Origin of the sequence: Acinetobacter sp. 1566109 (assembly GCF_000582255.1) — a bacterium.
Classification (GTDB): domain Bacteria; phylum Pseudomonadota; class Gammaproteobacteria; order Pseudomonadales; family Moraxellaceae; genus Acinetobacter; species Acinetobacter nosocomialis.
In genome coordinates, this window is the sequence record NZ_JEYB01000015.1 from 59,198 (window position 1) to 81,099 (window position 21,902).

At 36.5% G+C, this 21,902-nt stretch carries 18 protein-coding genes and 2 pseudogenes; 12 read left to right on the plus strand and 8 right to left on the minus strand.

Going from position 1 to position 21,902, the window contains the following annotated elements; all coding sequences use genetic code 11:
* Positions 1-134: 134 nt before the first annotated feature.
* The 9 genes and pseudogenes from J582_RS12830 (at position 135) to J582_RS12865 (ending at position 10,789) form a co-directional block, all read left to right on the plus strand.
* Positions 135-1,706 carry a type I restriction-modification system subunit M gene (locus J582_RS12830; protein ID WP_032048021.1) on the plus strand — a complete coding sequence of 524 codons (1,572 nt, stop codon included), beginning with the start codon at positions 135-137 and terminating at the stop codon, positions 1,704-1,706.
* A pseudogene (locus tag J582_RS27590) lies at positions 1,706-2,209 on the plus strand (restriction endonuclease subunit S); the annotation flags it as partial. The gene J582_RS12830 and the pseudogene J582_RS27590, both read left to right, overlap by 1 nt.
* A pseudogene (locus J582_RS27595) lies at positions 2,192-2,929 on the plus strand (restriction endonuclease subunit S); the annotation flags it as partial. The pseudogenes J582_RS27590 and J582_RS27595, both read left to right, overlap by 18 nt.
* Positions 2,930-3,001: 72 nt before the next feature.
* A complete protein-coding gene (locus J582_RS12840) occupies positions 3,002-3,460 on the plus strand; it encodes a hypothetical protein (RefSeq protein WP_032048023.1) in 459 nt (152 codons plus the stop codon).
* A gap of 110 nt (positions 3,461-3,570) precedes the next feature.
* A complete protein-coding gene (locus tag J582_RS12845; protein ID WP_032048024.1) occupies positions 3,571-4,683 on the plus strand; it encodes a PD-(D/E)XK nuclease family protein in 1,113 nt (370 codons plus the stop codon).
* 39 nt (positions 4,684-4,722) lie between these two features.
* Positions 4,723-5,634: a DUF5655 domain-containing protein gene (locus tag J582_RS12850; RefSeq protein WP_032048025.1), complete on the plus strand. Its 912-nt coding sequence runs from the start codon at positions 4,723-4,725 to the stop codon at positions 5,632-5,634.
* A gap of 124 nt (positions 5,635-5,758) precedes the next feature.
* Positions 5,759-8,665: a type I restriction endonuclease subunit R gene (locus J582_RS12855; RefSeq protein WP_032048026.1), complete on the plus strand. Its 2,907-nt coding sequence runs from the start codon at positions 5,759-5,761 to the stop codon at positions 8,663-8,665.
* A 50-nt stretch (positions 8,666-8,715) separates the two neighbouring features.
* A complete protein-coding gene (locus J582_RS12860) occupies positions 8,716-9,585 on the plus strand; it encodes a hypothetical protein (protein WP_032048027.1) in 870 nt (289 codons plus the stop codon).
* 253 nt (positions 9,586-9,838) lie between these two features.
* Positions 9,839-10,789 (plus strand): hypothetical protein, encoded by a 951-nt coding sequence (locus J582_RS12865; protein WP_032048028.1) that lies wholly within the window; start codon positions 9,839-9,841, stop codon positions 10,787-10,789.
* A 115-nt stretch (positions 10,790-10,904) separates the two neighbouring features.
* Here J582_RS12865 and J582_RS12870 read toward each other — a convergent pair whose 3' ends face one another.
* From J582_RS12870 to J582_RS12900, 8 genes are all read right to left on the minus strand, one after another.
* Positions 10,905-11,432, minus strand: a complete 528-nt coding sequence (locus tag J582_RS12870; protein ID WP_032048029.1) for a hypothetical protein — start codon at positions 11,430-11,432, stop codon at positions 10,905-10,907.
* A 128-nt stretch (positions 11,433-11,560) separates the two neighbouring features.
* The gene (locus tag J582_RS0104665; protein WP_032048030.1) at positions 11,561-12,049 is read right to left on the minus strand and encodes a hypothetical protein; all 489 of its coding nucleotides are present in this window, start codon (positions 12,047-12,049) and stop codon (positions 11,561-11,563) included.
* 14 nt (positions 12,050-12,063) lie between these two features.
* The gene (locus J582_RS12875) at positions 12,064-12,672 is read right to left on the minus strand and encodes a hypothetical protein (RefSeq protein ID WP_032048031.1); all 609 of its coding nucleotides are present in this window, start codon (positions 12,670-12,672) and stop codon (positions 12,064-12,066) included.
* A gap of 9 nt (positions 12,673-12,681) precedes the next feature.
* Positions 12,682-13,227: a PAAR domain-containing protein gene (locus tag J582_RS12880; protein ID WP_032048032.1), complete on the minus strand. Its 546-nt coding sequence runs from the start codon at positions 13,225-13,227 to the stop codon at positions 12,682-12,684.
* A gap of 194 nt (positions 13,228-13,421) precedes the next feature.
* Positions 13,422-13,706, minus strand: coding sequence for a hypothetical protein (locus tag J582_RS12885; RefSeq protein ID WP_000675263.1), 285 nt, complete (start codon positions 13,704-13,706; stop codon positions 13,422-13,424).
* Between the two features lie 637 nt (positions 13,707-14,343).
* Positions 14,344-15,690 carry an OprD family outer membrane porin gene (locus tag J582_RS12890; protein ID WP_032048033.1) on the minus strand — a complete coding sequence of 449 codons (1,347 nt, stop codon included), beginning with the start codon at positions 15,688-15,690 and terminating at the stop codon, positions 14,344-14,346.
* 78 nt (positions 15,691-15,768) lie between these two features.
* Positions 15,769-17,154: an MFS transporter gene (locus tag J582_RS12895; RefSeq protein WP_032048034.1), complete on the minus strand. Its 1,386-nt coding sequence runs from the start codon at positions 17,152-17,154 to the stop codon at positions 15,769-15,771.
* Positions 17,155-17,326: 172 nt separating this feature from the next.
* The gene (locus J582_RS12900; RefSeq protein WP_000050871.1) at positions 17,327-18,271 is read right to left on the minus strand and encodes a dihydrodipicolinate synthase family protein; all 945 of its coding nucleotides are present in this window, start codon (positions 18,269-18,271) and stop codon (positions 17,327-17,329) included.
* A 185-nt stretch (positions 18,272-18,456) separates the two neighbouring features.
* Between J582_RS12900 and J582_RS12905 the strand changes: the two genes are divergently transcribed.
* From J582_RS12905 to J582_RS12915, 3 genes are all read left to right on the plus strand, one after another.
* On the plus strand, positions 18,457-19,347 hold the full coding sequence (locus J582_RS12905; protein WP_032048036.1) for a LysR family transcriptional regulator: 891 nt from the start codon (positions 18,457-18,459) through the stop codon (positions 19,345-19,347).
* A 203-nt stretch (positions 19,348-19,550) separates the two neighbouring features.
* Positions 19,551-20,258, plus strand: a complete 708-nt coding sequence (locus J582_RS12910) for a YoaK family protein (protein ID WP_032048037.1) — start codon at positions 19,551-19,553, stop codon at positions 20,256-20,258.
* A gap of 147 nt (positions 20,259-20,405) precedes the next feature.
* The coding region (locus tag J582_RS12915) for an alpha/beta hydrolase (protein WP_050674836.1) at positions 20,406-21,902 on the plus strand (1,497 nt) is incomplete at its 3' end.

A 21,902-nucleotide genomic window follows, 5' to 3' on the forward strand; every position in this document is an offset into this window, starting at 1 on the left:
CAAGCTTTAAACAGGTTTGGAACGTCAATTCATGTCGTTATTGTAGTGTTCTGATAAAATTCTACTTAAAAAAAACGAATAAATATGCCAAAGTAACTGCCATTCTAAAATGATGATTTTGGTTACTTTTTAACATGACTCAAGTACAGCTCCAAGAACTGCAAAAACAACTTTGGAATATTGCCAACACCTTACGTGGCAAAATGGGTGCAGATGAATTTCGTGATTATATTTTAGGACTGATTTTCTATAAATATTTATCTGAAAAAGTGTTAAACAGTGCTAATGCTGAGCTTGCTGATGAAGGAATTGAATTTCCAGATTTAGATGCTAGTAATGAAGAACATCAGGAATTCTTAGAAGCCCTTAAACAAGAAAGTTTAGAAAATATGGGTTACTTTCTTGAGCCAAATCAGTTGTTTCATAGCATCGCTGAGCGTGCAAAGAAAGAAGAGTTTATTTTAGATGACCTAATTCAGACATTAAAAAGTATTGAACAAAGTACGCAAGATGCTGAATCAGCAGATGACTTTGCTCATTTATTCGAAGACCTCGATTTAACTTCTACTAAGTTGGGCAATAACGCCAATGACCGAAATGAGTTGATTGCCAAAGTAATCATACATTTAGATGCCATTGATTTTGATATTTCTAATACAGAGTCGGATGTATTGGGAGATGCTTACGAATATTTAATTGGTGAGTTTGCTTCTGGTGCAGGTAAGAAAGCAGGGGAGTTTTATACTCCACAAATGGTTTCGACCTTACTTGCTCGTATTGTCACACAAGGTAAAGAGCGTCTACGTAGTGTGTATGACCCAACATGTGGTTCAGGTTCTTTATTGTTACGTGTAAAGCGTGAAGTAGGAAATCATGTTGATGCGATTTATGGTCAAGAAATGAATCGCACCACTTATAACTTGGCACGTATGAACATGATTTTGCATGATGTTCATTTTTCTAAGTTTGATATTCGCCAAGAAGACACCTTAAAAAAACCTCAGCATTTAGATAAAAAGTTCGACGCGATTGTTGCGAATCCTCCATTTTCAGCAAAGTGGTCGGCAGATCCATTGTTTATGAATGATGAGCGCTTTAAGTCTTATGGCAAACTTGCGCCAAGCTCTAAAGCTGATATGGCTTTTGTTCAACACATGCTGTATCAACTGGAAGAACACGGCACAATGGCAGTGGTACTTCCACATGGTGTGTTGTTCCGTGGTTCAAGTGAGGGGCATATTCGTCAGTTTATGATTGAGCAGATGAATGTGATTGATACTGTTATTGGTTTACCTGCCAATATTTTCTATGGTACGACTATTCCGACTTGTATTTTGGTACTCAAGAAAAACCGAGAGCATAAAGACAATATTTTGTTTATTGATGCCAGCAATGAGTTTGATAAGCTGAAGAATCAGAACAAGTTATTGCCTGAGCATTTAGACAATATTCTAGGGGCATTTGAAAACCGTCAGGATATTGAGAAATATGCCAAGGTTGCCTCAATTCAAGAGGTTCGAGAAAATGATTACAACCTAAATATTCCACGTTATGTTGATACTTTTGAAGCCGAGGCAGAGATTGATTTAAATACGATTGCGAAACAGCTTCAAACCTTGGAAGCAGAAAGTCAGAAGACCGATGCTGTGATTGCGGATTTCTGTAAAGAGTTAGGGATTGATTCGCCATTTGCGGAGGTGAAGTAATGGCTTTACCAAAGTTAAGATTTAAAGAGTTTGGTGGTGATTGGAAATTAGAAAATCTTGGAGATAGCTTTAGCTTAATTTCTGGATATGCTTTCCCGAGTACATCATCTGTTGATAGTGGTGCTAAGTGGTTAAAGATTGCTGATGTTGGTATCCAGGAAATGACACCGAATAATCCATCATATTTACCGTTAGGATATTTGGATAAATATTCACAGTTCATAGTGAACAAGAATGATTATGTAATTGCTTTAACAAGACCAATTTTAAATAAAAAATTAAAGATTGCTCAGGTTGGCAATCTATATGATGGCGCTTTGTTAAATCAACGTGTAGCAAAGATACATAGCAAAAATAATAATTTAGATTTTATATATTCATTATTACAAAGATCTAAGACAGTAGAGGAATTAGAAAATTCGATTGCAGGTACAGACCCTCCAAATTTGTCATTAAATGATGTTAAAGAAATTAAGCTAGCTTTTCCATCCAAAGAAGAACAAACCAAAATTGCCTCTTTCCTTTTCGCAGTCGATGAAAAGATTAAACAACTAACTCAAAAACACGAGTTACTCATTCAGTATAAACAAGGCATGATGCAAAAGTTATTTAGTCAGCAGATTCGTTTTAAAGCAGATGATGGGAGTGAGTTTGGGGAATGGGAGGATAAGTCTTTAAACGAAATTGCTTCAAAGCAATCAAATAAAAATAAAGATGATTTGATAACTGAAGTTCTAACAAACTCTGCTACACAAGGTATTATCAAACAAAGTGATTATTTTGATCGTGAAATTGTAACGGAATCAAATCTGAATGGGTATTACATCGTAAATTTGAATGATTTTGTCTATAACCCCCGAATTTCAGTACATGCGCCAGTTGGACCAATTAAGCGTAATAAGAAATGTTTAGGTGTAATGTCACCTCTATATACTGTTTTTACAGTGAAAGAGGGAAATTTGACATATTTAGAATATTTCTTTGATAGTAATTTTTGGCATGATTATGTCAAAAGTGTAGCTAATTCAGGAGCTAGACATGATCGAATGAATATTATAAATAAAGACTTTTTTGATATGCCTATTCTTTATCCTTGCCTAGAAGAACAAACCAAAATCGCTAATTTCTTGTCTGCGATTGACCAAAAAATTGAAGTTGTGGCACAGCAAATTGAACAAGCCAAACAGTGGAAAAAAGGCTTGTTGCAGCAGATGTTTGTTTAATATTCTTATATAGCAAAGTGAAAAATCACTTTGCTTTTTTTTACACTTTATAAAACTTAAAACAGGATTATGATGAAAAAACTTATATTAGTTGCTTTAATAACATTCCCAATCTTGGCGCAGGCTCAAACTTTTAAATATCAAAAAGATATTTCTGGTTTTAAACACTATAAAGGAAGCGTGACTTTAACAGGAACTTACTCACGTACTTTAGACCCTGAATATTTAGACTATATGGGCGATGCGATTTGCTTTGAACCAAACAAAACATCATCGGCTCTTATCCCTCGTCCAAAAGGTGATGAACGAACTGCATGGTTCTGTTTTAGCAATTTTGAACAAGCCAAAAAAATATTTCAATTGCCAGATACCATCAAAAAAGACTATTGCAAGTATGAAGGTAAGGCAACAATTACCATTAACGATTACAACTTATTTGTCGAAGAAACAGAAGGATCAGACTTAACCCAACTTATGTCAGCAAAAAATATTACACCTGCGAAAGCAGTCAAATGTGAAGTTAATAATTAAATTTATTTGCTTAAATTAGCTATGAAAAACTAAATTTTGAGCTGATATCAAAATTATCAATTCAAAATATATAAAACTGTGTTGGCGGATATTTATGTGAGGGGGAGTAAATGAGCGAAATCGACGAAGTTGTGCTTTTAAAGTACCAAAAACTACTGCATAGAAGTCAAAAGTACAAAATTGAAGAACGTGAATTAACGTTTTTTGATACGGCATCCAGAAAATATCATGAAAATCCAACTACGGAATTATTGGCTTTTTTTCTTGATACCAATAACTCTCATAGACTAGGCCATAGCTTTTATGACGGACTTACTAAATTGTTAGGTGAGTTGGATAAGGAACTCTATCAATTTGAATTTGGTGGTGTTATCGGAGTAACTACAGAACAACTTACACAAAATGGGAAACGCTTAGATTTAGTAATTGAAACTGATACAAGTCTTATTCTAATTGAAAATAAAATTGGGCATATCCAAAATAATCCATTTCTAGACTATCTGGAATGGGCTAGAAAGCAGGGTAATATATCAAAGAAAAAAGTAATTCCAATAGTGCTATGTGTTGAAGGTTGCACAACCCAAAATGAATGGTTTGGAATCTCGTATTTAGAGTTGATAGCTTCAATTCGAAATTCATTAGCATATCAGATTATGAAATCACCATTAAATAAGTGGGTAATATTCGCAACAGAGTTTTTAAATCACTTAGAAAATTTATATGAAAGTGTAGAGATAGATATGCAGTCTGTTAATTTTATTTTCGAAAATTTAGAAGAAATTGAAGCTTTGAATCGCTTAAAAGAACAAGCTTATAATGAAATTGTTAAAGCAATAAATCTAGAGTTAGAAACTATTGAAGATTTTGAGGTTAGTAATGCTCGTCATTCTTGGGCAAAAACACCAGCATTACGCTTTCAAAATGATCAGTGGGTAGATAGTTCAGACATTGTGTTAAATATTGATACCAACTCAATTCCACCAGTGTATAAAATTCATACTTATATTCATAATCCCACAGATGAGATTGAAGAAAGAGTAGAAGCTTGTTTTAGAGAAAATTATCCAACTCATGTGTTTAAAACTTGGCATGAACAAGGTAAAAAATATTGGGGAATAGCATGGACAACCCAAAATTTTGATTTGAATGTGATCAAGACATTAATTAAGAAGAATGCTGTGATATTGGATAAAGTAGAGAAGGTTTGGAAGAAAAAAAGATAAATTATTATTTCATTTTATCTTTTAAGTTTGGGATTAAACATGCAAATTTATTACACAAAAGAACAAAAACTTGTTGAGTTAACTGAATCTCCTTTTCGTTTAGAAAAAGAAATTCAATCAGTTTTTGAGAGCAACCTTTACGAGTTTACAGGTCTAGAGTTTATTAAATCTGAGTTCACGATTAAAAGTAATCGTATTGATACGCTCGCTTTTGACTCTGAAAGTAAAGCATTTGTAATTATTGAATACAAACGTGACCGTAACTATAGCGTGATAGATCAAGGTATTTCTTACTTAAATCTAATGCTTGAATATAAAGCTGATTTTATTGTGGAATATAACGAAAGTCAGGCTAAAAATTTAAAGCGACAGGACGTAGATTGGTCACAAAGTCGAATTATTTTTGTTTCACCAAGCTTTACTGATTTTCAAAAGCAATCGACCAACTTTAAAGATTTAGGTATCGAACTTTGGGAAATTAAACGTTATGGAGGGGGAATTATTTCAATTAACCCAATGCAAAAAACCAAATCTGCGCCATCAATTAAACAAGTTCAAACAGAAAGCTCTAAAGAGATAAAAACGATTTCAAAAGAAATCAAACAGTACGATGAAGATTATCATCTAGCAGATAAATCAGATGATATTAAAGAACTTTATGAACAGTTCCGAGACGCAATTTTAAATTTAGCACCGGACTTAGAGATTAATGCCAAAAAGCTTTATATTTCATTTAAACGACATAAGAAGAATTATGTTTATATAGAGGTCTATAAGAGATTACTTAGATTGACCTTGAATACAAAAATTGGGCAATTAGATGACTCAAAAAAATTATTCAGAGACATGTCTAATATAGGTCATTGGGGTGTAGGCGACTATCAAGTAGATGTATCGGATACTGAAAATCTAGAATATATTTTGAGCCTTATTAAGCAACTCTTAAAGTAGAAAACTTTATCTTAAAAACTATTTTATATTTTTGTCTTATGGAGCAGCAGTTTAATAAATGCTATTTTATTATAGGATAGCGGTATAAATCAGTAATTAATAAACAAAGTTAAGAGATTGAATAGTGTCTACACAAAAAGAGCTAGAATTAGAAGCTTTACTCATACAACAACTAGAAAATTTAGGTTATGAACGTGTCCAGCTTCGTAATGAAACAACTCTATTAGAAAATCTTAAAAGAAAAATTCAGCAGCTTAATAAAATTGAAAACCCATTTTCAGATTCAGAATGGAAGCAAATCTGGCATTACTTGAGTAATGAAACCACAGTATTTAAAAAAGCAGAACTATTACGCAATCGCTGCCCAGTCAAATTCGACGATGGATCTGTAAGACATGTACATTTTATTAGTGAAGATGTGCAAGAAAATAGTTTTCAGGTATCTAACCAAGTTGTAGCGGATCACCGAGATTTAAACGGACGCACTAGCCGTTTTGACGTTACGTTGTTGATTAATGGCTTTCCATTAGTACAAATTGAGATTAAAAAATCTGGTGTAGAACTTAAAAAAGCTTTTGAGCAAACATTAGAATATGCCAAAACTGCCTATAAATCTGGCGAAGGTTTATTTGGCTTCATTCAATTTTTTGTGATTAGCAATGGTGTAAATTGCTTGTACTATGCAAATGGTACACAAAGTATTGAGTTTGCTTTCCCATGGACAGATGAAAACAATAAAAAAATTAATGATTTAGGCAAATTCACTAATAGTTTTTTAGACCCGCAACATCTGACCAAAATGTTGATGCAATATATTGTTATGCATCAGTCGACTCAAAGTTTAATGATTTTACGCCCATATCAGATTTATGCCGTTGAAAAGATTATTGAGCATGTTAAAACTTCACCAGACAATGCTTATATTTGGCACACCACAGGTTCGGGCAAAACACTGACTTCATTTAAAGCCAGCCAGTTACTCATTAAACAGCCAGAAATACAGCGAGTTATCTTTGTAGTCGACCGTAAAGATTTAGATGGTCAAACCGCAGAAGAGTTTAATAAGTTTCGTGAAAACAGTGTAGACAGTACAACTAATACAGCAAACCTAGTTAAACAACTACGTTCTTTAGATAATCGTTTAGTCGTAACAACCATTCAGAAATTGAACAATGCAATTTCAAATGACCGTTATGAAAATGAAATGGCTTTTTTAAAAGATCAAAAAGTTATTTTTATTTTTGATGAATGTCATCGTAGCCAGTTTGGTGAAACGCATCAAAAAATTAAAAAGTTCTTTAAAAATGCGCAAATGTTTGGTTTTACAGGAACACCAATTTTTGAAAAAAATGGCCACACTGTAAGTGGGGAAAAATTTACCACTGAGTATTTATTTCCAAAGCTATTACATAAATATGTGATCGTAGATGCCATTAATGATGGGAATGTCTTACCGTTTAACATCGATTATTTAGGACGTTTCGTACATAAAAATCCAGAAGCACAAGAAGAAAAAATAGAATCAATTGATAAAAGAGAACTTTTTGAAAATGAACGCCGAATTGAAAAAATTGTTCGTGAAGTAATTGCAACACATGCTAGCAAAACGAATCAGCGTGAATTTAATGCGATGTTTTGTGTATCGTCAGTTCCAGCACTCATTCAATATTACGATAAATTTGAAAAAGTGCAGGCTGAGCTACTAGAAAAAGCACAACAAAATAATGAGCTTTATCAACCTCTCAATATCGCAACCATATTTTCTTATGCGCAATCTTCAGCACAGCAACCTAGTGAAGCTGATGATGATTTTATTGCGGAGGAAGAAGTTGATGCACCTAAACAAGTTGATGAGTTTGCAGAGAAGAAATTAACCCAATATATCGCAAATTATAATCAAACTTTTAATACTAACTATAGTCTTGGTTCAGGATTTTACGATTATTATCAAAATATTAGTAGTCGAGTTAAGGCCTACGGTACAGATAAAAATAAAGGTAAAGAAATTGATATCTTACTGGTCGTAAACATGTTTTTGACGGGGTTTGATTCAAAACGGCTTAATACTCTTTATGTTGATAAAAATTTAAAACATCATGGTTTAATTCAAGCTTTTTCACGTACCAATCGAGTCTATGGTCAGACAAAGCCTTTTGGAAACATAGTGTGCTTCCGTAATCTTAAACAAGCGACTGATGATGCATTAATTATGTTTTCTGATAAAGAAGCAAAGAATGTTGTCGTCGTTAGCCCTTATGAGCAAGTAATAAAACTCTATGAATCAGCGGTAAATAATTTATTAAACATTACACCTACATGCCAGTCTGTTGATGACTTATATGGCGAAAGTGAAAAAGAATCGTTTGTGTATGCCTTCCGTGATGTAATGAGGCTAAATAATCGTTTAAAAATGTATTCAGAGTACGATCAAGATGCTACTTCTTTTACAAAACAAGATTTTGAAAATTATTCATCAAAATATAAAGATCTAGCTTTTAGCTACCAAATGAGACCGAACGTAGCTGAAAAAACTTCAGTACTAGATGAGGTCGATTTCCAGCTCGATTTATTGTTTAGTGATCGAGTGAATGTAGATTACATTTTAAAATTACTTAAACTTATTATTAATTCTAAAAATCAGGAACAGAAAGACAGTAGAGTCAAACAGCTTAAGGATTTATTGAATAATAATATTTCTTTATACGATAAGCGTGATTTGATTGAAAAATTTATCAATGAGCAAATTCCTAAAATGGTAACAGGGGAAACTGTACAAGAAGCCTTTGCCGCATTTTGGGATATGGAAAAACATCGTGCCTATGATATTTTCTGTAATGAAGAGCAGCTAAAAAAAGATGAGTTCAATAGAGTTGTAGATAATTTTGAATTTACAGAACGGTTACCGCTCATTCATGAAATTAAAGAACTACCGATAAAAAAACCACCATTAGGAAGAAAGCGAGCAATATATTATGCGGACTTACATACCAAGACGAATGGATTGTTAAGTCGCTTTGATTTGAAAATATAAATCTTTCTAATTGTCTAACATGTTTAACTTTTATAAAAAGGATACAGGTTGTGTTTATAGTTGAAATTATAAATGCTGGGGTTAAGAAGAAAGCAAAAATAAATAAAATGTTTTTAGATAAGGGGCCTTTCTGTATTTACTATATTCATGACGAATATGGTTTTCCTAAGCCTATTGCTCGATGTGACCAAATAGAAGAAGTCGAAGTCATAAGAGATTTAACTACAAAAAAGGCGACAACAAAAGGTTATGAATTTTCAGAAACAACGACCTCCACTTCAGATTTAATAACTCGAACCTTGCTTGGAGGAGCATTGAAGGGCACAACTGGAGAAATAATAGGAGGTGTGACAGCAGCTAAAAAAACTCAAACTGTGCAAGTGAGTCAAAGTACAGAAGAAATAGATAAGCATCTATTACAGCTAAAAGTTAAATTTTTGGATGGAAATACTTTAATAATTAACACAGATAATCCAGAGGTCATGGAGTTACTATTTTCTTATGTTGGTGTTCAGCCCGTTGATGAGAGTGAATTACAAAAGCTAAGAAAATTATCTTTACAACAAAGAGATAAAGAAAAGTTAAGAGATTTTAAGTTTGTCAACGATCAAGAGTCTTATGAACAGGCAAATCAAATAGCTACTGAAAAGCTTGCTCAATTTAAGCATGCGAGTAAGCAATCTTTACTATCGCGGAGCTTATTTATATCTTTTTTAGTTTCTTTTATCGTCGCTTTTCTACTCAAAAGCTTTGTAGGGTTGCTAGTCTCTTTTATAGCTTTTTTAATTTTAGGTTTAGTTATTTCAAAAGTTATTTATATTAAACTTAATTTTCATAATGAAAGTAAAAAAGCTAGATACCATGCTTTATTTGAAGAAGAAGTGTTTAAACAAATTACCTCAATAAGAGATAAAAAATAGAAGCTAACAAATTTATCTTTACTTGTTTTTAGCTTTTATTTTTCAGCTAAAAACTGTCTCCCCAAGGCTTCCCATTGCAACACAAATTAAAATAGCTATTCTAAACAGTCATAATTTTTGGGGCGTTACTGAAAGTGTGGGGACATACTCTGAAATTTGGGGAAATTTCAAAAGATGATTACTCCGCTGGGGAGCGGTTTAGAAAAGGGTAATCATTCATTTTTTAATAATTTATAAGATTTGGTTAGATCAAATGAACAACTTAATAACGAGATTTTTAAGTAATCTGGGGCAGTGGCATGAAACAGCAATTACAACGACTAAAGCCATTATTGCTATAGGTGTACTATGCTTAGTCGCATATTTAGTGACGATTAGCTATATTCCTTCGGAAATTAGCTTTGGTGATACGCTCATTTTTCTACTGATTTTTGTAGCGTGTTCTATTATTTATGCGGGGCTAAGCACAATTTTGTTTTTCTTTGGTATTTCCTTAGTTCCAGTGACATATATCATCTTTAGTGTGGTTGATAAGTATTTACCACCCCATATCAGAATTGGACAAAAACTGCCATTTCCAAAGATTAGCATTACCACATTGGCTGCATCTCTTTATCTGTTATATGTTATTCATAGTTTGTTTTTACTGCATTGGAAAATCAATCTTTACATAGGTATTACCGTATTTTTTATTGCCTTTACTTATTATCCTTTTTATATCAACCGACAGAAAATTAAAGAATTTCGTATAAAGTTTGAGAATTTACAAGATATTATTGATGCCCCAGATGCAAGTGACCATCTTAAAACATTTGCGATAAAGAAATTCAAAAGATTAGAAACGCATATTAATGATAGCTTACAAGTCGCCATTATTTTGATCTTGATACCACTTGTCCCCATGTTTTTTATTGAAGAGGTTGGTAACACGTTTCTAAATTATGCCATGCAAAAAACTGGTGTGAGAGTAGAAAAAGCAACTTTATATATTAAAGAACCTTATGCAAATTTAATTGCACTACCAAAATCAACCACTAAAGAATTGAGTCAGTATAAAACCTTTATTTTTAAAGATGTTAAAGTTTTATTTCAAGGCATTGGTAAAAGCACTTTAGTTTCTTACAAAGTGAAAGATATTGAAAAGCAGTTAGTTATTCCCAATGACTATATTACTGTAGAGCGAGCTCAGAAGGCCGATAAGTAAAGTTATATATCACTCGTTAATAATTAGTTATTTTGGTATCCCCCAGACCCCCGTGCCACAACAGAACTTTAATTCTTTCTAGAAAAAGCCCTGAATAATCAGGGCCTTTTCTCGCTTAGATTAATTTTTTACATTCAATATCATTTAACGGTGAATCGGTTTTCATAATGATTTTTTCAATTTTCGGTTGAAGTATCAAAGCCTCTTTTGAAAGTTCTTTCGCTTTAGCTGATATCTCACTTCCGCTTTTTTCTTTGAGTTTTATATATTTTTCAATGTATTTATTACTTACACATAATGAATCTAAAGCATCAATTGACATCTTACTTTTTTTGTCAGAAGCCATTAAATCTAGATCATCATTAAGCTTTATGTCTAAAGAATCGTAAGTTGTATTGACTGCATACATTAAAAAAGTGGCATAACTTAGCAACTGATCATTAGTTTGAGTTACCTTGTTAACTTCATCGTATGCTGCTTTATATAAGGATTTTGTGTAATAAAGCTGATTAAACTGGGCATAGAGTGATGCTTCATTTGCTTGGGTTATATCAGCTTCAGTAATTCCATGTTTTTGAGGGCGGACTTGGCTACATGCTACCGTTAAAAGAGACAATAAAATAATACAAAGTTTAGATTTCACAATTAATTAACCATTTCTTATTCAGGCAGGGAATAACTAGATTTAGCTATAACTAATTTATAAAATTAGCTATATAAAGCTCCTTTTAATGGGAGCTTTATATAGTAATATTTAATTAATATTTTCAACTACTTACAAACTTTCTGAAAAGTTGCTAGAGATTTGTCTTTGCTATCTCTTAGCTTGATAATTTCATTTCTTGCTTCGTATAGTTGCTTAACACTTTTCTTGGTGTCTTCGGTGATATTGGCTTTATATCGCTCATCCATATTATTTATATAGTTTTGCATGTAGACGGTCAGCCAACAGACATCGTTGAGGTCGGTATAATCAAACTTATTTTTATCTAAGCCAGTTAACCAATTACCATACTCTTCGTTAAGTAGACTTTGTGCAGTTCTTACTTTTACAAAAGTATTTTTGAAAATAATCTCTTTTAGAGCTGGCTCTTGTTTTACATCTTTATTGGCTTCCAAAATCAACTTTCTATTATCAGTAACGTAATTCTTAAAGTCCTTTTGAATAAATGTATCTATATCCTCTTTTTCAGATGCTTTACATCCATTGAAGCCAACCAAAAGAAGCGGTGCTAAAAATATTAATCTCGTTTTCTTCATATTATTACTCGTGACTAGAAACTACTAAGTGGCGGTGTATATTGATATTGTCGTATAAACTGCGATACGGTAGCACTATCATAAGGACGGCCAAATACTTTCTTATACATATTCTCATTAATTAGATATGGTCCATTATTCTCATGGATGGCAATAGCATTTCCCGCTAAAACAGGCTTGTTTGCATTGGAAAGAGTAAGATCAATAACTTCACCAAAATTTTTCTTAGCAATTGCCATGCGTGCTGTAAAAGAATCTTTGGCAAGCTCCCTGATAAAAGTTGAGCCTTCATTTAAGGAATGCTTTTGAGCATACATCGTGAACTTAAGATACATCATTGTATGAAAAGAATATCTTTCTAAAACTGTTTCACTAAACTGACGTAAATCATACTCAAGCCCGAAGCGAATTGCTAAATCATGTTCAAAAGGTATTCTGTTTTTAACACCATCCCATTGACCTTGATTCATCATAAAGGTGTAAGGCACTGTAGTATGATAATTAAGAATTTTAACAATACTGTTGCATAACAATGGATCTAATAATTCATCTGCATGACAGACTTTAACTTCATTATCTAAAGATGGAATTAATGTTGGTGAGAAAACTCTATCTTGTGCCATTTTAAATCCTTAAAGTGGAGGTAAGGGTTTAGAAGCATCAATGGTTTGGAACTCTACTTCATCTGGTGAGTCAGCATTGATGACATGGGTTTTACCTTCTTTATCCGTCCAACCGGTTTCTACTTTTCCATCCTTCTTGTAAATAATTGAATAGGGGATTTCACTAAAAACTTTTTGAGTTTTTTCATCTTTTAATTGGAACTGAATACCATATTCTTTAGATTTGTCTTCTACAAAGCTATCTTGAGTTTGAGCTTTACTCGCTGAAGAACTTTGAGCAGAACCTCCACCATTGTCTTGAACTACTAAGTTCTGTTGTGGAAGTAACTTACAGCCACAGGAGAGAGAGTCGTTAACACGAGCAGCAGCTTTACCAAAGATCTGCATATACGGGTCGCCTGAAACAATGGTTGCAACAACTTTATGAGTTGGGCAGGTAGCTTTGTCGCCGACGCAAGCAACGGGAATCCCGTCAATTAGGAACATGCTGTTCCCTGAAATTACTTGACCACCGCCACTAGTGGGGCAGCCTATTGTTATATATGGTGTTGCCAAACTTATTCCTTCTTATCTTTATGAAGTGTCAAAATCATATCAAACAGGGGGTAGACAATACTGTATAGTTTTATTGTTCAGTAGAGTTAACTTATTAGCCAAGGCCCCCGTGCCACAACAGAACTTTAATTTTTTGCGCTGATTTAAAGTCATCCACCATTGCGACACAGAGATAAGGGAGCTAAGCCAAACGCTTAGCCCATGTCGTTTTTATCGCACCGCCGCATCACACTAAAAAAAGTAGGAGCAAAGTCCTGTGGGAGAGCAGGACTTTGCAAACTGACATGTTCTAGACGTTGCATGAGCTGAGGCGAATACACTTGTTCGAGCCGTTGGTAAATACAGTCGCAACTGGCTTGGGTGTGCCCACCAGACAGGCAAATTTTTTCAAACTCCTGCTGAGTGTGTATGTCACAACCCGAAACGCTGTAATCGCCTACAACGAGGCCTAAAACCAAAATAGTTTTATAAAATTTCATATTATTCTCGTGATGATTTGGGGATATCTCAATGAGAAAAAATAAACCGCTATATTTTAAGTTTTAAAATCATTTTTAAAGGCAATAGTTAACCCGCCTATAAAAGCAATAAAATAAAATGACTTAAATTTTAAAATAAAAATAATTTATAAATTTAAAACTTTAGATAATAGAAAACCTAAATTTTAAATAAATAAAAAGTTTATAAGGGAGAGGGGATAAGTTTATATAGTGGCATGGTCAACTCCTTAAAATGTATGGAGCTCTACCACCAAAAATCACCGTCAATTGATTAGGGTGGTAGAACGAAAGGGGGTTAGCAGACTGGGATCCAAGGGACCAGCACGCACGAGGGCGTCCCCCTCCCGTCCTACCGCAAAGAAAAGGGACGCAAGGGTCTAACGACTTATAGTAGAACTATAACCCGCCGTGGATCTACGGTCTGCTAAAACCGACTGGCAATGTAGGCCAGCGGGACCATAATAATCATAAGTTTTTAATAGGTCAATTCAATTTAAATAAAATATTATAAAAATTTTAAATATAAATTTATATTTTAATTAAACTCAAAAGTTAATCGATTTAAATCCGTAAATTAATAAAAATAATAAAGCTAAACTAAACGTTTAGCCTGTGCTTAAAATGTATAGCGGTAATTAATAAATACTCGGTGCTGATCCCAATCTTTACGGGTCATGCCATTTATTTTTTCACCTAGGTTTGCATTTTCAAACTTCGACTCATAATGTAAAAATGAATAACGCACATCTAAGTTTTTCACCCACGGCAAGGCATAACTCACAGTAAAGTCAAAGTAACGCTCTTTACCCTCAATATCACTGCTGATGTTACTTTGGTGAGCGCCAAAGCCATAAATATACTTCGCTTCGGTTTTTAAACCTTTCACATAGTCTTTCCAATTATATTTCAACCGAAGGGCAACGGCGGTTTCATCGTTATTGCTAAAGTCAGGGCCAATGGTCGCCGAGGTCGGAAATGGGTTAGTGCCGTGGTCTTGCGTTAAAACAGAGTTGCGGGCGGAGTGCACGGCAAAGTTATCTTCAATCCAAAAACCATCAAACTTTGAAACGGCAATGCCACCTTCGAGATTATTCTTGGCCACATTTACATCGACAAAATAACCATTGCCACGGTTGTTAATGTCTTGACCTTTGATACAGTCCAACTCGGTTTCGGCACCACATTTAAACAGCTTGCCATCATCACGCGAGAAAAAAGCGCCTGTGTTAAATGTCCACACCAAGCCATGCAAGGGCAATTTATATTGAGCAATCGCCCCGTACTTTTTTAAATAATCTTTGCTATTTAAATATTCGGCATTCACGCTCCAGTTTTTGTACTGATACTTGGCACCCAGCAAACCGACATAATCAATGCGCTCATCATTTTCAGTCACCAGTTTTTCAAAAGAGTCCATGCTGCGCGGTTTCCAGCGGTCATAGTAGGCTATGTAAGTCTGTAGCTGATCATTCAGTTGAAACTGACCACTCGCACCCGAAAAGGTATCGGGCACTGCGCGGTTATTGGTACTTTTGAGTAAAACCGAATCGTGCAACTGGCGACCTAATTTAATTTCGCCTTTGTCGCCAAGTTTTGCTTTGATGTAGAGCTGCCCTAAAGCTGCAAAGTTCTGGTCGACCTTGCCGTTATTTTCGACCTCTAAAAGCTGAGCGCTCGGCTTGCCAGAGTCAAATAACTTGGTGACGGCATAGAGTGAGCCATCTACTCCAAGCCAGTCCCATATGTACAGTGACTGATAGTTTAACTCAAGCCCTAAAGCACTTTGTTCATATTCACTCGATGAAGGCGAAGGGTTAGCAAGCGTGGGGTGGGCAGTGCCTTCATCGTTCCAGTAACGGGTGTTGAGTTTTAATTCTAACTTGCCAAATTCTTGAGGAAGCTCTGCATACACATTGCTCACGCTGCCTAAACCAATACAGCCCCATAGCAAATATTTATTCATTTTAAATTCCTTTTTTAAGCATGAATAAGCCCTTTGCCTAACGCTGAGGTTAGGCAAGCTTTTTATGAAATGGATGAATTAAGGAGAGAGTTTTTCGAGCACTTGGCCTTTGGTTTCAATGGCAAACAAGAAGGTCACAAGCCCACCAATGAGGGCCACAACGGCAAGCACACTAAACACATATTGAATGCCATAGCCACCAACTACGAGGCCCACCATAACAGGCCCAATTGCAGAGCCGGCACGGAGCCACGCGGTACTAAAACCAATGCCCATCGCACGTAGGCGAGTTGGGTAAAGTTCGGCAGCGTAAAGGTATAAAGAGAATGAAATCGTTTGCAAAATGGCATAGCTCAGCGTTGCTAAAATCACAACTTCCATCGCTGATTTTGCACCTAAAACCGAGAGGCTCATAAGTGGAATGATTGCCAAGAAAAACGCTGCACTGTACCAAGGACGGCGGCCGACTTTATCAATCATTAACGCACAGATAATAGAGGCAATCACACCCACGCCCGAGGTAATCCAGCCATAACCTAAACTGGTTTGAAGCGACAGGCCAAAGTGTTGTTTGTAAAGAGATGGCAGCCAAGTCACCATGGCATTGTTCACCATATACACGCAAAACCACATGCCCCACAGGGTAAAGGTACGTTTGCGGTAAATGCCACGGAACAGCTCGCGCCAATCGGTTTTTGCCATGCCTTGCGGGTTAATTTCTTTAACCACAGGTTCAGCCAAAGTTTTACCGCTTTTGATGGCACCGTCTTCAAAGCTTTTAACCACTTGATCGGCTTCTTTAAAACGGCCTTTTGAAGCAAGCCAGCGTGGTGACTCAGGCAAGAAAAAACGTAAAGGAATGACCAGTAAAGATGGAACGAGGCCCACAATAAACATGACTTTCCAGCCGTAAATTGGCATGAGGAAAAATGCGGCCATGCCTGCAAACATAAGACCGAGTGGGAATAAAACTTCATAGAGCAAGAAAAACTTACCGCGCTTTTCTGCACCAATAAACTCATTAATATAGGCACTCGCAACAGGCACTTCACCGCCTGTGCCAACGCCTTGTAAGAAACGGAAAATTAACAGCGACATTCCGCTCCACGCAAACAGACAAGAAATGTCCATTGCCACAAACAGTAAAATGGTAAAAGACAGCACTTTTAAACGACCGACTTTTTCGGCAAGAGAACCAAAGAAGATCGCGCCGACCAGTTGCCCGACATAGCCCGCGGCAATGATCGCACCGACATAGGCAGGTGTTAGGTGCCATTCGGTAATGAGTTGGGGTAAAGCAAAGGCAATCGCAAGAACAGTATAAGCGTCAAAAAAGGTCGCGATACCGATGGTAATTCGCATAAATTGCAATCGTCCGGTGACGGGTAGCCGTTCGAGTCTTGCAATAATTTCCGCATTTTTTTGATGATGACTAATTTGTTCTACATCCGCTAGATTTGTCATCTTATATCTCCTTATCACTACATTCCTCGTAGTTTTGTTGTTCTATTTCGCACTACCTGTTCACCACAGTTTGCATGCTTTTTATTATTGTTTTTAAGAGACATGCCCGATGTTTGGCCTCAGGCAGCGTACAGGAAAAAAAGGCTAGCGTATATGCTAGCCCGAATGGAATTTAAGCAACGGCTTGGGTTAAATCGACCTTGCCAATTCCGGCTTGACGCATCGCATCATGAATTTCTTGCTCAGCACCATCTGCCAGTGGAAGTAGAGGCGAACGCACAGTGGCATGGTCCAAAATTCCGCGAGCAACCAATGCATGTTTAAGCGCGACTGTGCCTTCCATGTGTGAACCGCGGTGATAAACATTGCGAGTCACTGGTAATAATTGGTCGTGAATCGCACGAGCTTTGGCATAATCTTTGGCTTTACCTGCTTTAATCATTTCAATTAACAGTTCAGGGGCAATGTTGCCGTAGCCAACCAAAGCGCCGTCTACATCAAACATGGTATGAAGCAAATATTCATCGTGGCACGTTAACACCTGTAAGTCTGGGCGTTCACGGCGAATAATCGGAATTTCGACATCCCAGCGGCGCATGTTACGCACACCATTTTTCATGGCAAACACGCCCGGCTGTGCAGAAATATCAAGTAGAGTGTCTAGGTCGTAAGTGGCCTTCGTTGCATCTGGATATTGGAATAAAATAGATGGCAAACCACTTTCTTCATAAATTGCTTTATAGCGGTCTTGCGGTGCGCCTTTTTGATAGCCAAAACGCAACCAGCCATGTGAAGGGTAAATCAAACCTGCCGAAGCACCAGCGCTGACTGCACGTTTTGCTTCTTCTGCTGCAACCGAAGTACCTTCGAGCGTAATCCCTGCGATTACCGGAATTTTGTCATCTACCGATTTAACAAAGCTTTCGATGACCTGCATTTGTTCTTTTTGCGACAAGAATGTTCCTTCACCTGCATGCCCAAGAACAACCAAGCCTTTCACGCCATCAATACTGCCTAACCATGAACCTAAACGTTGAATCGCATCATGGTCTACTTGTCCGTCACGGGTAAAAGGAGTCACAGGTGCTGGGGTTAATCCACGTAAATCTAAACTCATAATCGTACTTCCTATACAGTGTAATTAAATATTCTCTGGTTCTTAATCTGACTTAAATCGTGTTGTAGAGAACATGATTGGAGTATAGAAATAGGTGAGCTATGTAGGAATTACCAATTCTTGAATTTCAGTTATACTGAAAATGTATGGCTCAAAAATGCCTATTTACGATTTAGGAAGAATCGATGAATTATGAATTATGGAAAATATTTTTAGATGCGGTGGAACTCGGTAGCTTAAGTAAAGTCGCGATGCTGCATAACACCAACCAACCGCAAATCAGTCGGCAAATGAACGAGCTTGAGGCCCAATGTGGCGGACGTTTATTTAACCGAACTGGACGAGGCGTAGAACTCACCGATTTAGGCCAGCATTTACTTCCTAAAATTCGTTCATGGCTGAACGTAACCGACCAACTTAATAATGAAATTTTGCACTCAACCGATACTCCGATTGGTACGGTGCGCATTGCCAGTTTGCCGTCTACTGCACATCCGTTGTTATCGACTTTGTATAAAGTGCTTCAAGAGAAATATCCTCTAATTAAACTTTCAGTGCGTGAAGGGCAAGGGGTGCATTTAGAAAAATGGCTTGAAGATGGCAGTGTCGATTTAGCCATACTTTATCGGTTTAATCCGACGCCTAAACAAGGCGATGTTTACCTTACCCAAGCCGATACCTATTTGGTCGGCTGTGAAGGAGATGAGTTAACTCGTGAAAGTGAAGTCGACTTTAAAAAGATAAGTCAGTTACCGCTGGTCACCTTTTGTAGGCCAAGTAACTGGCGCAATTTTTTAGACCACATGGCTTATGAAAATGGGGTAGAGCTGAATATTATGTTTGAAGCCGACTCGATTAGTTTGCAAACCCATTTGGTTTCCGAGTCTCGCATGTACACCATGCTGGGGCCGCAAGCGTTAAAGAAGGCCAGCCAATACACCCCAATTCAAGCCGCAAAAATTATTAATCCCGCGCTCAAGCGCTATATTTCTTTGTCTATTTCTAAACATGGTTATTTAACGCCTGCGTGTAAGGCGGTGATGGAAGAAATTAGGAATTTGGCCGATTTGCTTTAATTAAACCGTAACTTTATGACTGATACTGTTGCATGGTACGCATCATAATTGTTGCCATTTTGAAGACAGTGTTGCGACATTAAACAGTCTATGTTTTTACATGCTTTTTTGTTTTTATAAATGCTTTAGATTTGATTTGTTTTTAAATATTTAAAACATCTTTGTACTGAATTTAATGACTTTAAAATAACAGGATGCTGCTTATGCCAGAAACCTCAATTCAACAAGAAACACAAAGTACGTGGGCAATATGTCGAGATCCTGTTTTACTGACTATGGTAGGCGGGGCAATTGATACCATTGGCTTTATTGCGTTATTTGGTTTTTTTACCGCGCACGTAACGGGTAACTTGGTACTGGCAGGAGCGGCTTTAGTGAAAGGCGGTACAGGTGTCTGGATTAAACTTGCGGCTATTCCATTGTTTATTGTGACGGTGGTGATTACCAAACTGTTAATTGACCGTAGTCAGGCTAAACACAAAACGCTGTCTTATTTATTTTTATTTGAGGCTATTTTTCTCTTTGCCTTTATGGTTGCTGGGCTTTATTTCGAGCCATTTAAAAATGCCGATGCGATTACGGTTGCAATCACAGGTGGTCTCGGTTTAATTGCCTTAGCTATTCGTAATACTTCAAGTAAAACCCTCATTAAAAATATTAGCCCAAGTACCATGATGACAGGCAACACCACCCAGCTTGGGATTGATATTGCCAACTTGCTAAAAAACAATAATGAGGCCAATCGGGCAAGTTTGCTTAAAAGCGCCAGTATTGTCATTGGCTTTGTGATTGGTGCTTTTATGGGGGCTGTGCTTTATGTCTATTTTGACTTTTGGAGTGTAGCGCCGTTTATTTTGCCTATCCTTTATTTCTCTTATTTGGCTTCACAGCAGAAGTTTAAACAAGCTTAAACGGAGTTGTTGAAAGAGCCGAATTTAAAAAAATTCGGGCTTTTATTTTTTCAATAAAGCACCATTGAAGCTGAGCTGAAATTGTTCGTTCACAGCTTTACAGGCATAATGACGAATGGGGAAATACATTCGCGAAAGGAATGCACAATGACAAAGTCTGGCCATTATTTAGTGCTTGCAATAATGGGACTGCTCAGCGGTTGTCAGGTCATTCATTTAAAAGAAAGTAACTTAAGTAGCGCTTTAAAAAGTAAAAATGAAAGCATTTTGACTGACAATACTTTAAGCCATCAAACCCAAAACTTACTGTATTTGGTCAAAGAAAATGAAAAATCTTGTCTGCAAAATTTTGATGATTGTTTAAAGAAAATTCAGGGACTGTCTGAAAATAGCAGCAGAGAAGAGCGTTATGCTGCGCTCAGCGAAATTTATTTGGCAAAAGCTTTAGATGTTGGACGTAGCAGTCAGTGTAATGTGGGCAGTAAAAATAATAGCTGTGTCGAGCAAGAGTTAGCACTGTTTGATAAAAGCTTGCGTTATAGCTATGTCTATTTGTTTGACTCTGAAGAGTCGCCGTTCGATCGGGTATTTGACCATCGGCAAAATCAGGTGCGTATTTTTTATAACGTGGCTTTATCAAAGCTCATGACCACGTATTTTAATCATTTAAATACGCTTCATTTCCCACCGTTACTAAAAGCAGATGGGCATGAGTACCACGTCAATTTTGACCATGCAGTAGATGTACAAAACATTGAGGTTGATACCTTTCGCTCTAGCTATAACATGAACTTTTCAGGGTTTAATACCGTCAACCGTAAGGACGGTTTAGGTGCTGAATTTATTGTGGGGCGTAAGGAGCATGATGTAAATCATGGTTTTATTTTAGATCCCGACGCTTTTTATGCTCACCAGAGCAATCCCAACATTCATTTACCACGTTTCTTTCCAGTCACGGCCATTGCCTACCCAAAACAAAAGGCCACAGCCGATCAGGTCATTGATGGGGCAGAGTTAGAAATTGCCATGTTTGATCCATACCGACAGGACCGCGTGAAAGTTGAAGGCGTGGACTATCCACTCACTGCTAACTATTCGGCGCCTTATGGGCTATGGTTATCGAAATATAATTTAGGTGCAGCAGGCTATTGGTCTTTAATTAATAAAGAAGCCAATTTAATCATGCCGCATTTATATATGCTGGAACCCTTTAACCCTAATAAGAAAATTATTGTGTTTATACATGGTCTGGCAAGCAGCCCAGAGGCGTGGGTGAGCCTAACCAATGACATTATGGGCGATGCCGAATTAAGACAAAACTACCAAGTTTGGCAGGTGTTTTATTCAACCAATATGCCGATTTTTGAAAGTCGTTTTCAGATTTACTCTTTGCTGAATCAAGCTTTTCAAAACGTCGCCAAAGACAGTTACGCTGCGCACGATGCAGTGTTGGTTGGGCATAGTATGGGCGGAGTGATTAGCCGTTTATTGGTAAGCGATGCTGATGTTTCAGAGCAAGCCATACAAAAAATGAATGAAGCACAGCTAAAGCGTTTAAAAGAAAATCCTGTTATTCGAGAACGCTTTGAGTTCAAAACTTTGCCCTATTTTAAGCGGGTTGTTTTTGTTTCGGCGCCGCATCAT